The 14,242-nt window shown below is 55.3% G+C and carries 9 protein-coding genes; 5 read left to right on the forward strand and 4 right to left on the reverse strand.

Annotation, left to right across the window (positions count from 1 at the left end; translation table 11 throughout):
- Positions 1 to 19: 19 nt before the first annotated feature.
- The 5 genes from ngg to DPO_RS22520 all read left to right on the forward strand — a co-directional run bounded on the left by ngg (position 20) and on the right by DPO_RS22520 (position 5,978).
- Positions 20 to 1,759 carry an N-acetylglutaminylglutamine synthetase gene (gene ngg / locus DPO_RS22500; RefSeq protein WP_006968689.1) on the forward strand — a complete coding sequence of 580 codons (1,740 nt, stop codon included), beginning with the start codon at positions 20 to 22 and terminating at the stop codon, positions 1,757 to 1,759.
- A 5-nt stretch (positions 1,760 to 1,764) separates the two neighbouring features.
- The gene (locus DPO_RS22505; protein WP_006968690.1) at positions 1,765 to 2,898 is read left to right on the forward strand and encodes an osmoprotectant NAGGN system M42 family peptidase; all 1,134 of its coding nucleotides are present in this window, start codon (positions 1,765 to 1,767) and stop codon (positions 2,896 to 2,898) included.
- A gap of 238 nt (positions 2,899 to 3,136) precedes the next feature.
- Positions 3,137 to 4,141 carry a TRAP transporter substrate-binding protein gene (locus DPO_RS22510; protein WP_006968691.1) on the forward strand — a complete coding sequence of 335 codons (1,005 nt, stop codon included), beginning with the start codon at positions 3,137 to 3,139 and terminating at the stop codon, positions 4,139 to 4,141.
- Positions 4,142 to 4,170: 29 nt separating this feature from the next.
- The gene (locus DPO_RS22515; protein ID WP_006968692.1) at positions 4,171 to 4,665 is read left to right on the forward strand and encodes a TRAP transporter small permease; all 495 of its coding nucleotides are present in this window, start codon (positions 4,171 to 4,173) and stop codon (positions 4,663 to 4,665) included.
- Positions 4,662 to 5,978, forward strand: coding sequence for a TRAP transporter large permease (locus DPO_RS22520; protein ID WP_006968693.1), 1,317 nt, complete (start codon positions 4,662 to 4,664; stop codon positions 5,976 to 5,978). The genes DPO_RS22515 and DPO_RS22520 overlap by 4 nt, the downstream gene beginning before the upstream one ends.
- Positions 5,979 to 5,997: 19 nt before the next feature.
- Here DPO_RS22520 and DPO_RS22525 read toward each other — a convergent pair whose 3' ends face one another.
- From DPO_RS22525 to DPO_RS22540, 4 genes are all read right to left on the reverse strand, one after another.
- Positions 5,998 to 10,296 (reverse strand): acyl-CoA dehydratase activase, encoded by a 4,299-nt coding sequence (locus tag DPO_RS22525; protein ID WP_006968694.1) that lies wholly within the window; start codon positions 10,294 to 10,296, stop codon positions 5,998 to 6,000.
- Between the two features lie 115 nt (positions 10,297 to 10,411).
- The gene (locus DPO_RS22530) at positions 10,412 to 11,188 is read right to left on the reverse strand and encodes a CoA-transferase subunit beta (RefSeq protein ID WP_006968695.1); all 777 of its coding nucleotides are present in this window, start codon (positions 11,186 to 11,188) and stop codon (positions 10,412 to 10,414) included.
- Between the two features lie 2 nt (positions 11,189 to 11,190).
- Positions 11,191 to 12,168 (reverse strand): CoA transferase subunit A, encoded by a 978-nt coding sequence (locus DPO_RS22535; protein WP_006968696.1) that lies wholly within the window; start codon positions 12,166 to 12,168, stop codon positions 11,191 to 11,193.
- Between the two features lie 56 nt (positions 12,169 to 12,224).
- Positions 12,225 to 14,237 carry a TRAP transporter permease gene (locus DPO_RS22540; protein ID WP_006968697.1) on the reverse strand — a complete coding sequence of 671 codons (2,013 nt, stop codon included), beginning with the start codon at positions 14,235 to 14,237 and terminating at the stop codon, positions 12,225 to 12,227.
- Between the last annotated feature and the right edge of the window lie 5 nt (positions 14,238 to 14,242).

A 14,242-nucleotide genomic window follows, 5' to 3' on the forward strand; every position in this document is an offset into this window, starting at 1 on the left:
ATCTAAGGAGCGACAGGGCATGGGAAAATCCAACCACCGCCTGGAACGGGGATTTGGCCAGTCTTTGAGAAACTGGGAAAAACTCAGGGGACCGGCCACAAAAGGCATGATATCCGATGCATTTGTGGAAATGGGGTGGGGACGGCTGGTGTTCGGCCACACCTTTGATGACAACGAGCGCATCGTGGAAACCATGACCCAGTATGGATATGACCGCCGGGACATTGCCATGTACATCATCGATCCCCATGTGGTGGTGTCTTTGGCGCCGGACAAGCTGTTTCTGGATCCGTCCCACACCTTCCGGCTGTGGTCTTATGATTACACCATGGACTCCCGCACCCGCAACCCGTTTGTCATCCAGCGGGTCTCCACCCGGAGAGAAGCCCGGGAGATCAACCGGATCTATGGGGCCTGCCATATGAAAGGGGCGGACCCGGACTTTATCCTGGACAAGCGGGCCAACAAACTGCGCACCTATATGGTCGCCAGGGACCTGACCCATGACCGGGTCATCGGCACGGTCACGGGCGTGGATCATGTGGCTGCGTTCAACGACCCTGAAAAAGGGGCCAGCCTCTGGTCTCTGGCCGTGGATCCCCAGACCGATTTTCCCGGGGTGGGCAGCAGTCTGGTGCGGCATTTGTGCGAACACTATTTCACCCGGGGCCGGGCCTTTGTGGATATCAGTGTGATGCACGACAACAAAAAGGCCATTGCCTTGTATGAAAAACTGGGGTGCCAGCGGATTCCGGTGTTCTGCATCAAGCGGAAAAATCCCATCAACCAGGATCTTTACACCGCGTCCCAGAAATATCCCGGGCTCAATCCCTATGCCCGGCTTCTCGTGGATGAAGCCAGAAAAAGAGGGATCCGCATCGATATCGTGGACGAGGATTTCGGGCTGTTCACCTTGACGCTGGGCAGCAAGACCATTTCGTGCCGGGAATCTTTGTCCGATCTCACCACGGCCGTGGCCATGACCAAATGTGATGACAAGCGCCTGACCCGCAAACTTCTGGCAAAAAATGACATCCGGGTCCCGGCACAGATTATGTATACGAACCTGGAAACGGCGGTTTCGTTCATGGAAAAATATCAGGCTGTGGTGGTCAAGCCGGCCCGGGGGGAACAGGGAGAAGGCATCAGTGTGGGAATCTCCGACACAAAAGATCTGAAAACCGCCATTGAAAAAGCACAAAACGCCTGCCCGGACGTCATTCTGGAAGAACTGGCTCCGGGACAGGACCTGCGCGTCATTGTCATCAACTATGAAGTCGTGGCCGCCGCGGTGCGCAGGCCGCCTGTGATCCGGGGCACCGGCACCCATACCATGAAAGATTTGATAGAAACCTACAACCGCCGGCGCATGGCAGCCACGGGCGGGGAAAGCCGGATCCCCATGGACGGGGAAACCCGCCGATGCCTGGCGGAACAGGGCCTGGACCCGGACACGGTGCTGGACAAAGACAAAGAAGTGACCGTGCGGAAAACCGCCAATCTGCATACGGGCGGCACCATCCACGATGTCACGGATGAGCTGCATCCGGAACTGTCTGCGGCCGCCGTTGCTGCAGCCCGATGCCTGGAAATCCCGGTCACGGGTCTGGATTTCATCGTCCCGGATGTCCAGGGCCCGGACTATGTGATCATCGAGGCCAATGAACGTCCCGGTCTGGCCAACCATGAACCCCAACCCACAGCCCAGCGGTTCATCGACCTTCTGTTTCCGGAAACCGCTGTCAAACACAAGGAATAACCTTCATGTCCTGCGTGCGCATTGACGAATCCTATCTGATCCATCAACTCAAAGAGCTGCTGAGCATCCCCTCCCCTTCCGGATATTCCGACCAGGTGGTCCATTATGTGGGCAGCCAGCTGGAAGCCCTGGGCATTGAATTCGAAGTCACGCGACGCGGCTCCATCCGGGCCACTCTGCCCGGAAAACAGAACACCCTGGACCGGGCCGTCACCGTTCACCTGGACACCTTAGGGGCCATGGTCCGCCGGTTAAAGGACAACGGCAAACTGGCCGTCACCCCCATCGGCAGCTGGTCCAGCCGGTTTGCCGAAGGCGGGCGAGTCACTATTTTCACCCAGTCCGGCCCCAGACGGGGCACGGTCCTGCCGTTGAAAGCGTCCGGCCATGCCTGGGGCGATGCCGTGGATGAGCTGCCCGTGACCTGGGACCATGTGGAGCTGAGGGTGGATGAGATCTGCCGCAACCGGGAGGACCTGACGGCAAACGGATTTGACGTGGGCGATACCATCGCCTTTGACGCGCTGCCGGAAATCACGGAAAACGGATTCATCAATGCCCGCCACCTGGATGACAAGGCCGGGGCCGCCATCGTGCTCAGTGCGGCCAAAGTCCTGGTTGAATCCGATATGGCCCTGCCCGTGGACTGTCACCTGATTTTCACGATTTTCGAAGAGATCGGATTCGGGGCATCTGCGGATGTGTACGCAGATGTCTCCGAAATGGTGGTGGTGGACCTGGCGCCGGTGGCACCGGACCAGAACGCGTCGGAATACGCAGTCACCATTGCCATGAAAGACCAGACCGGCCCGTTTGATTATCATCTGTCCCAAAAACTGGTGACCCTGTGCCGGGACTGTGATATTGATTTCCAAAAAGACGTGTTCCGGTATTACCGCAGTGACGCGGCTTCCGCCATCGAGGCCGGCCATGATGTGCGCACTGCCCTGGTGGGATTCGGCGTGGACGCGTCCCACGGGTATGAACGGACCCATCTGTCCTCTCTCACGGCCACGGCCCGTCTGATGGTCGAATATATCCGGAGCGACCCCACCTTTAAGCAGGACCCGAAACGCTGGGCCTCCCTCAAAGAATTTCCCCACCAGCCGGACCGGGAGATCATCAGGATCAAAACCTGAACTTTTCGGTTCATTTGCCAATCAAATAAATGTTGATCTATCAACGAAACTGTCAGAAATTTTCTCGAAAAAATCCGGATTTTTATTGACAACCGGCGGGTTCATTCGGTATAGCCCTTAATCAATGCTACAATATAGTTACATTGTGACACTAAAATAGCGGCATGTAAACAACAGAAGGCGGCCATCTGAAAATGATTCTGGTTCAGACGGCTGCCTGACTTGAGGAGGTTTTTGAATGCGCTTACGATCGGTTCCATTGTTTCTGGTTTTCTGTCCCTTTTTTTTTCTGATCCAACCGGCCGGGGCTCAGATGCGGCTGACCTATTCCAACTTCTTTCCGCCCACCCATGTTCACAGTCAACTGGCGGAAAGCTGGTGCAAAGAGATAGAAAAACAGACCCACGGCGAGATTGTGTTCAACTATTTTCCGGCCTCCACCCTGACCCGGCCCCAGCAGACTTATATTGCCGTGGCAAAAGGGGTGGCGGACATCGGCATGACGGCCATTGCCTATTCCCGGGGCCGGTTTCCGGTGCTGGAAGCCATTGACCTGCCCATGGGATACACCTCCGGGGTCCAGGCCACGGCCGTGGCCAACCAGGTGCTGGAACGGTTCGATCCGGAAGAGCTGCACAACACTGAAGTGATGTATCTGCATGCCCACGGCCCCGGCATCATCCACACCCGGAACAAACCCATCCATGGCCTCGCGGATCTCAAAGGCCTGAAAATCCGGGGAACCGGCACCAGCGGGGAAGTCATCGCCGCCCTGGGCGGGACCCCTGTGGGCCAGTCCATGGCGGAAACCTATCAGATGCTCCAGCGGGGCGTGGTGGACGGCTCAGCCCATCCCATCGAGGCCAACAACGGCTGGAAACTGGGAGAAGTGGCCAAATTTATGATCCAGAACTTTTCCAGCGGATACACCACCACCTTTGCCGTGTTCATGAACCAGAAAAAATGGCATCAATTGACCCCGAAACAGCAGGAAATCTTCACCCGCATCAACAAAGAATACGCACTGAAACATGGACAGGCCTGGGATGAGGCGGACGAAAAAGGCATGGCGTTTTTTCTGTCCAAAGGCGGCACCGTGATTTCCCAGACCGACGAGGAATCAAAACGCTGGGCTGAAAAATCATCGGTTCTTTTAGAAGACTATGTTCAATCCGTGGCAAAAAGAGGCATTGACGGCAAAGCGATTGTGGATTTCATCCAAACCCGTCTGCAGCAGCCATAACCCCTATTTCTCAATACACAGGAGTTTTAATGAGACAGATTGCTCTGGCACTGAACAAACTATCCAATGCCATGAAACTTGTCGGCGGTATCGCCCTGGTCGGCATGATGCTGTTGACCGTGGTGGATGTCATCGGGCGGTTCTTCAAACACCCGATATTCGGATCAGTTGAAATCGTCGGGTTTCTGGCAACCATCATTGTGGCCGGAGCCCTGCCCTATACCTATAAAATAGGCGGCCATGTGGGCGTTGAAATTCTGATGCAGACCTTTTCCCGAAAAACCCAAATCTGGGTCCGGCTGATCACACGGACTTTGACTCTATTTCTGTTCGGACTGATCACATGGCAGATGTTTCTGCATGCGACAGAACTCAGACAGATGGGGGAAATATCCATGAGCCTGAAATTCCCCACTTATTATATCGCTTATATCCTGGGTTTCGGGTTACTGCTTTTTTCCATCACCATTCTGGAAACCATTTGTCTTGATATTGTGGAACTGCGGAAAGGAGATTCGAAATGAGCCCGACACTCATCGGTATTATCGGCATTGTTTTCATGCTGGCACTGTTTCTGACACAAATGCCCGTGGCTTTTGTCATGGCCCTGGTGGGATATGTGGGATTTTCCTATGTCATCAATATCGAAGCCGGCCTGGCCCTGCTGTCTCTGGAAGTGTATGAAACCCTGGCTTCCTATGACCTGTCCACCATTCCCTTGTTCATTCTCATGGGCCAGCTGGGGTTTCATTCGGGTATCAGCAAACGGCTGTATGACGCCGGGTATAAATTCCTAGGCAATATCAGAGGCGGGCTGGCCATGGCCACGGTGTCCGCGTGCACGGCGTTCGGAGCCGTGTGCGGATCCAGCCCGGCCACTGCCGCCACCATGGCCACCATCGGGCTGCCGGAAATGAAGCGGTACAACTATGACGATGAACTGGCCACCGGTTCCGTGGCATCCGGCGGCAGCATCGGCATGATCATGCCCCCGTCCGTGGTACTCATCATTTACGGCATTTTAACCCAGCAGTCCATCGGGGCGTTGTTTGTGGCCGGCATTTTTCCGGCCCTGCTGATCACGCTGTTGTTCATTTTGTGCATTTATATCCGCTGCACCATTTCGCCGAAACAGGGTCCGCCCGGTGAATCTTTTTCATGGACGGAAAAGCTGAAATCCCTGCTGGGTCTGGGCGAAACCCTGGCGGTGTTTGCCCTGGTCATCATCGGAATTTTCGTAGGCTTGTTCACTCCGACGGAAGCAGCCGCCATCGGGGCTTTTGGTGTTTTGCTCATCGCTTTGGTCAGACGTCAGATCACCTGGCAGGGATTTGTGAACTCCGTTCTGGAGACCCTTCGCACCTCCTGCATGGTCATGATGCTGATCGTAGGCGCCGTGATCCTGAGCAAATTTCTGGCCGTGACAAGAATTCCCTTTGAAATCGCCGGATGGGTGGCCGGTCTGGACATTCCCGCCGTACTGGTCATGAGCGTGATTCTGATCATCTATCTCATCGGCGGCTGTTTTATCGATGCCCTGGCCTTTGTCACCCTGACCGTGCCCATTTTCTATCCCGTGGTCCAGCAGCTGGGGTATGATCCTGTCTGGTTCGGGGTCATGATTGTCATGATCACCCAGATGGGGGTGATCACCCCGCCCATCGGCATCAATGTGTACGTGGTTTATGGCGTGGCCCAGACCGTGTTCAGGCAGACCATCCCGTTGCAGACCATCTTCAAGGGCGTGATTCCTTTTCTGGCCGCGTTGATTGTGGGCGTCATCATTCTGATCCTGTTTCCACAGATCATTTTGTTTCTGCCCAACCTGCTGTATTGAAACCGGTGCGGATACGGCTTTACGTCAGAACTGACCGGTGATGCTGGTCTTCAAACCGGGCTTTCACCGACTCCACCATGAAATGCAGCCGGTTTCTGACATTGACTTCCGAGGTGCCGGCATCAAAATCCAGGTACAGCAGGTTCATGTCCGGATACAGGGCCTTGATGCGCTTTTCCACGCCTTTGGACACAATGTGGTTGGCAATGCAGCCAAAGGGCTGGACACTGACCACATGGGTCACCCCGTCTTCGGCCAGGCAGGCGATCTCACCGGGGATGAGCCACCCTTCACCGAACTGATTCACCAGAGACAGGATCTTTCCGGCTTTGTCCGCCACCTTGCGGATGTCATGAAACGGGGTATAAAACCGGAACGCTGAAAACCGGTGATTGATTTTTTTATGGAAGGTGTTCAAAAACGTTTCAATGAACTGCCCTAAAATATCAGTGAGTTTCCGGTGCCGGATATGGGCCCGGATATTTTCCCGGTAATTGACAAAATCCTGGATAAAATAGTCCAGAATCGGCGGGATGACCGGTTCCACCCGGTTTTCCATGAGAAACTCGGTCAGAAACTGATTGCCGAATGCATTGTATTTAATATAGATCTCTCCCACAATTCCGATCTTACCTGCGACCTGGTCATCAATCTCCACCCGGTTGAACTCCGATACGGCCGCATCCAGCAGCGAAAAAAACCGGTCATAATCCCGGGTCAGAATGCAGGGGTGGGCTGCAGCAATATATTTTTGCCGCAGTCGGCGGCTGGTGCCCGCCTGAACCTCTCTCACCGCCGTGGCATAATACATCTTGGCAATGCAGTCCGCATACATGGTGGTGACAAACAGCAATTTGAGCAGCTTGAGCCAGTTGATGTCAAACCCGGGCTGATGGGTCAGTCCCTGGGCACTGGTCACTGAAATAACGGGAATCTGCTCAAATCCCGCCGCCACCATGGCTTTCCGGATCAAAGACAGGTAGCTGGATGCCCGGCACTGTCCGCCGGTCTGGGTGATGCCCACGGCAATCGTTTCAGGATCATACCGCCCGGTTTTCAGGGCTTTGATGATATCCCCGGTCACCAGCACGGCCGGATAACAGATATCATTGCCGGCATACCTGAGCCCGGTTTCCACAGACACCCGGTCCGGCGGAGGCAGGATTTCGAGCCGGTATCCGGCGGTCTCAAATACCGGGGGCAGGTATGCGGAATAATTGTCGGCAAAAAACGGGGCAATGATCCGCCGTTTCCGGTCTTTTTTCTCAAAATGCGGGGTGGTCCTGCGCACTTCCTGACCGGGCCGGTGGGGGCTGTTCTGCCGTTTTAACGATGCCACCATGGAACGGATACGCAACCGCACCGATCCGGTGCTGGAAATATCGTCCACTTTCACCAGGGTCTGGTTTTTCCCTCCGGTCTCCAGAATCTGCCGGTTTTCTTCAATGGCCACGGCATCAGGCCCGCACCCGAATGAATTGAGCTGAATCATCTGGATATGGTCCGGCTGCCGGGCCACCCAGGATGCCGCATGGTACAACCGGTTGGGATAGGCCCACTGGGTCAGGACCTGGAGCGTGTCAAACGCGGCATTCCCGGTGTCGGGCACGGCATCTTCCGTGATGAAATCCACGCCGAAATCGGTCAGAATCCGGGGAATTTTCTGGTTGATCAACGGATCGATGTGATACGGCCGGCCGCAGAGCACTACCAGAAGGCGCCGGCTCTGTTTTGCCTGACGTACCATCATGACCCCTTTTTCCCGGATCGTGTTTTTGTACGTCTGATGGGCGGCCAGCCCTTTTTTGACCGCCGCCTTAATGCGTGATCCGGCAATCCCCAGGGGCCGCAGATAGGCCACGCAGGCCCGGGTCAGCAAGGTCTCATCTTTGAACGTGATCACGGGCTTGTCCAAAGGAATCCCTTTTCTGGAATTCAAATCCAGACTGCTGTCGATTACATCCGTATAACTGCTGACAATGGGACAGTTAAACGTGTTGACCACTTTCTGGAATTCATCATATTCATACATGACCAAAGGATAGAAAATCCGGTCCACACCTTTGTGCACCAGGTCCAGGACATGGGCATTGGCCAGTTTGGCGGGAAAACAGATATTGTCGGACATGATACTGCCTTTGGCCGTATCGCTCATGGCCATGGTGGAAGGGCCCGACAAAACCACATTAATGCCGCAATGGATGAAAAACGCATGCCAGAACGCAAAGTTTTCGTAAAAATTCAAACACCTGGGAATTCCCACGGTCCATCTGGGATGGGTGTGGGGGGACAGATTCCGGTCAAACAGAAGCCGGTATTTGAACTCGGCAAAGTCAAACCCTTTTTCAGAAAGGTCCCGGCCTTTGGACCCAAATATTTTTTCGCACCGGTTGCCCGAATAAAAGGACCGGCCGTTGGAAAAAATAAACCGGGTGACGGCACACGCGTTTTCACACCCGTGGCACACAATCTGCCGGGTGCTGAAATCCGCGATGGTTTCCAGGTGGTGAATGGCTGAAAACGAAGGGGTGAAAGAGTCTTTCTTTTTTTCAACCCAATTGCGGGCAGCCAGGGCCGCACCAAAGGCCCCCATCATTTCCGGCATGTCTGAATGGGTGACACGCACTTCCGCCAGAATTTCCAGGGCCCGGACAATGGACGGATTTTTACCGGCCCCACCCTGTAGCACGATATGGGTCCCCATCTGTTTGGTGTCGATGAGCTTGAGCACTTTGAACAGGCAGTTTTTCACCACGGCAAAAGACAGGCCGGCACTGATGTCCGCCACTTTTGCATTTTCCCGCAACGCCTGTTTGACCCGGGAGTTCATGAACACCGTGCACCGGGTGCCCAGATCACAGGGAGATTCCGCTTCCATGGCCAGATCGGCGAACGCGTTCACCCGATACCCCAGAGAACCGGCAAATGTTTCAATGAAAGACCCGCATCCGGAGGAACAGGCCTCATTGAGCTCGATGCGGCAGATGGCGCCATTCCGGATGAAAATGGCTTTCATGTCCTGGCCCCCGATGTCCAGAATAAATGACACATCCGGGTCCATATGCCTTGCTGCTTCAAAATGGGCAATGGTTTCCACCAGTCCCATATCCATGCCGAATGCCGTGCGGATCAGGTCTTCCCCATACCCGGTCACAGCCGTGCCGGTGATGACAAGGTTGGGTCGGTGCGCCATGATTTCATCGCGCAGGGCTGCCAATCCCCGGACCACGGCCTGGATGGGATTGCCGTCATTGTTTCTGTACCAGGAGAACAATACCTGATTGTTTGTTCCCAAAGCGATAATCTTTGTGGTGGTGGACCCGGAATCCACGCCCACAAAGCATTCAGACGACGGATACTCAGATAATGCCATCCGGGGAATCTGGATCTGGCGCCGGTTTTGTTCCCAGTTTTCCCGGTCGGTTTTCCTGGAAAACAGCGGGGCCAGACGGTTATTTTGTGTATGGGACCGGGCCTGGTTGATCGCCATGGCTTTAAGCAGATCCGACACAAAAAAACCGGTATCCTGCTGCCGGCTGAACATGGCCGCCCCGATTGCCGGCAGCAGGGCCGGTGTGTCAGGTATTACTGTATCGGAAACCGGCAGGTCCAGAACGTTCAGAAACGCCTTGACCAGTTCCGGCAGAAATGTGAACACCCCCCCGCACAGCAGGAGTTTGGGCCGGATATCATACCCTCTGGCCAGGGTGTTCAAACATTGGATGGCCACGGCATGAAACACGGATGCCGCAATATCCGGCACGGGCACGTTGCGGCTCAACAGATTCTGCACATCGGTTTTGGCAAACACGCCGCACCGGGATGCAATGGGATACACCTGAATATGCTGTCTTGCCAGCGCATTGAGATCACCCGGAGAGCAGTTCAGCAGGGCTGCCAGCTGATCGATGAATGCACCCGTGCCCCCTGCGCAGCTGCCGTTCATGCGGATATCCGGGGGTCTGTCCGAAGACAGAAAGATCATTTTAGAGTCTTCTCCGCCGATATCCACCACCGTCCGGACCTTTGGATATAAATGCCGGACCACTTCATGGGTGGCGATCACCTCCTGAACAAACGGCAGATCCATTTCCCGGGACATCCCCATGCCCGCGGATCCGGTCACAGCCAGCTGAATCCGGCAGTTGCCCAGATCTTCCAGAACCTCATTTAAAAAAACAGACACCGTATCCATGATCCGGGCATAATGCCGCTGATACCGTGAAAAAACCGATTGACCGGCACCATCCACCAGAACCAGCTTGGCTGTGGTGGAACCGATATCCAGACCGGCCAGATATGTATTGTTCTGTTTCATCCAACTGTCTCTCGGCTCATTATTTAACTAGCTCAGGGCAATTTTATGCCTAATCTGCCGAAGAAGCAAGAACGGATTGCTTTGTTTTCAACAATACCCATCCGGTCAGATATGGTCAGGCCGGGCCGAGAATCAGCCGCTGGGGATCACAGTTTTCCCGCAGAATTTTCAGTTCGGCCGGTGTGGGTGGATCGGCCGGGGCCGCCCGGGATACATCCATGTCAAACCCGGTATTTTCAAGAATCATTCCCGGTGTGGTGCCGGGATAATATTGATCCAGATACATTTGACCCGTGTCCGTGTCAAACCGCATCACCCCTAAGTTGGTGACCACCACGCTGACCCCGCCGGGCCGAAGCCCTGCCTTTTCTCTGGCCCCGTTGCCGGTCAACTGCCCCGGACTGGTGAGATAATCCAGGTGTTTGACAAATTTTCGTGTTTCATGCTGCATGAATGCAATGCACCGGGGCACGAAACTGGCCACGTCACACCCGCCGCCGCTGCCGGAAAACCGGATATCCGGAGAAAAATAATCCCCGATGCAGGTGGTATTCAGATTGCCGTACATATCGATCTGGGCCGCGCCTAAAATCGCGATCACCCGGTCCCCGGTGATGCGGTTCTGCATGGTGGCAAAGGCATCGGTCAGGCTGGAGTTGGCTGCGGCCCAGTACATGATCCGGGGATCGGCCACGGCAAAGGGAATCTCTTCGAGCAGGGAATCCATGGCACCGGTTTCAAAAAAAATCACACTGTCCGGGGCATTGATTTTTTTGGCGGCCATGGCCGCAAGCATGGAGATGCCCGTGCCGGAAAAAACAATGTCCCCGTTTTTAATCTCCCTTGCCGCCATGATGGTCATGATTTCTTTGGGGGTATAAGAGGTGTCCATGATCAATCCCTTTTCATATTCACGCTGTAACCGGTTTTCGGATCAGCCGCAATGGCGGCGAGCCGGTCTTTGCCCACTTTTTCCAGAAACTGCTCATGGTCTTTCACCCCGAAAATAAACCGGTCCTGATACGCCTTGAATGCCGCCTCGTCTCTGGCGGCCTTTGCAAACCGCTTCAGATATTGCGCATCATAGTCATAATGGCCGTAAACGGCCGTGGGATAGCCGCCGAACGGCACATGGCACACGGCGGTCACATGGATGAAAGGAATCTGGTTCATGTCCGGATGTTCTCTGAGCACCGGTTTTTCCACCAGTTGTTCACAGGTCACGATCACATGCCGGGATGCCTTGACCTGTTCCACATCGGCAAAGGTCAGCCCCTGAATGCGGCAGGTGCCCATGGCATCGGCCTTTTGCACATGGATGATGGTGACATCCGGGTTGATGGCGGGCACAGCCACCACTTTTTTAGCGCCCCCCCAGTTCCCGAACGGATTGTCCACCACTGCCAGTTTGCTGTCCACAATTTTGGGGTCGGACCTGCGCATGGATTCTGAAAACCCCCAGGTGGTCAGCATGTCCGAGCCCAGGCCGGACAACGTAGGCAAAAAAGGCACGCCCATGGCCCCGGCCATGAACCGCAGGCTCATCATATAATTGGAATAGTCTTCAAACAGGATCTCATTGTTCTGGACGGCTCTGGCAAACCGGATACAGGTGGGGGCGGCCTTGCCGTTTCCCCCATAAGCGATCTCCAGCCTGGAGACACACCCGGCCCCGATAAGTTCATCCAGGCCCGTGCCGTTGGAATGGGCATATAAATGCAACTCCTTGATTTTCTGGCGGATAATTTCATACACCGCCGCCATGGGGTTGCGGTTCAAGGTAAATCCGCCGATGGAGATGTGGGAGCCGGTTTTCACAAACCGGGCCACGGCCTGTGCCAGCGGCATGATCTTGTTCAGGTCATTGTTCATTTTCGTTGTCTGATATCCTTTAATTCAATGTGATTTGTTTCATGCACACCCGCCGGTCAAGGGATCACAGAGGATGATCCGGCTTTCTGGCGGCCGAAAGACCATTTCTGCAGGGCCAGGGCGATCAGCAGCAAGATAAACCCCGCCGCTTCCGTCCAGTAGGAGGTCCACAGCAGCCCGGCCGCCGCCAGCCAGAACAGCCCGGTTTCCAGACCGGTGGCCGCCCGGATGCAGAACCGTTCCAGGGCCGAGGCAAAAGCCACCAGACCCAGAGTGGTGGTGATCATGGTGAGGATCACTTCCCAGTGCAGCAGTTCATAATTGTCTCCCATCCCTAAAAGAGGCCTGTATGCCATAACCAGGGGGATAATGTAAAGCCCTTTTGCCAGTTTCCAGGAGGCAAATGCCGTGCGCATGGGACTGGCCTTTGCAATGGCTGCCCCGGCAAAACTGGCCAGGCTCACCGGCGGAGTGACGTTGGAGTCCTGGGAATACCAGAACACGATCATGTGGGCCACCAGCACGGGCACGCCCATGTCCATGAGGGCCGGTCCGGCCAGGGTGGCCAGAACAATATAACTGGCCGTGACGGGCAGCCCCATGCCCAGTACCAGCGAGGCAACGGCAATGAGCAGAATGGCCAGGGTCTTGATGCCGAAACTCAATTCCATCACCAGGCTGGAAAATTTCAGTCCCATGCCCGTCAGGCTGACCATGCCCACGATAATACCGGCCGCCGCACAGGCCACGGACACCATGACCGCGTTCTTGGCCCCGTTTTCCAGGGCTTTGACCAGCAGTCCCCCCTCTTTGGCCGCAAACCCTGACAAGCGCATACGATTTTCCGTGGTGATGATCCATCGGATGAAATTCACCAGAATACTGATACCCAGGGTACTGACAACGGCAATGAACCCGGCCATCATGGGCGAATAATTGGACACCAGCACATAGATCAGAATCACCACCGGGATGATGAAATGAAGCCCGTTTTTGATCACTTTGGTAATTTTGGGCAGGGTCTCCTTAGGCTGACCCTTCAGGCCGAATTTTTTGGCTTCGTAATGGACAAACACCAGCACGGTGAGATAATACATGACCGCCGGTACCAGGGCCACCTTGATAATGGTCAGGTAGCTGGTGTTGGTGAACTCGGCCATGAGAAACGCGCCGGCCCCCATGATGGGCGGCATGAGCTGTCCGCCCGTGGAGGCGGCCGCCTCGATGGCCCCGGCCATGTGGGGCCGGTACCCCACTTTTTTCATCATGGGGATGGTAAATGACCCGGTGGCCGCCACATTGCCCACGGCGGATCCGGACACGGATCCCATGAATCCGGAAGCCACCACGGACGCTTTGGCAGGGCCGCCGGAAAACCGGCCGGTCAGGGCATAGGCCATGTCAATAAAAAACGCGCCACCGCCCGTGGTTTCCAGAATCGCGCCAAACAGCACGAACACAAACACAAAGGTAGCGGCCACCCCGATGGGCAGGCCGAAGATCCCTTCCGTGGTCAGCCACAGGGTCGTGGCGATCCGTTCGATGCTGTATCCCTTGTGGATAATCAACTCGGGCATGTAGGGCCCAAACATGGCATAAACAATGCTCAAAGCACAGATGCCGGTCATGAAGACCCCGATGACCCGGCGGCAGGCTTCCAGCACCAGCAGCACCCCCACAATGCTCACCACCCGGTCCTGAAACAGCCAGTCCCCCTGCCGGTCAAAGATCTCCGACAGATTGCCGCAGATATAATACGTACAATAGATGGACAGTCCTGCCAGCACCCAGTCCAGCACCACTAAGACCGACAGATTGTTTTTTTTCATACCGGCAAACACAGATCGGGTCAGAAACACCAGGGTGAGGATGGCTCCCAGATGGATGGATCGCTGAACCAAAGCGGTCAGGGCCACCACGCCTGCGGTATACAGCTGATACAGGCTCAAACCCACGGCAATCGCCATCACCACCCGGGCAGTGAATGTCACCAGGGTGGGGTTTTGACCTGCTGAGGTGAATGTTTCATCTGGAGTTACTTGTTTTTCAGGTATATCAAGGTCAGTCATCGATG

Source organism: Desulfotignum phosphitoxidans DSM 13687, assembly GCF_000350545.1.
Classification (GTDB): Bacteria; Desulfobacterota; Desulfobacteria; order Desulfobacterales; family Desulfobacteraceae; genus Desulfotignum; species Desulfotignum phosphitoxidans.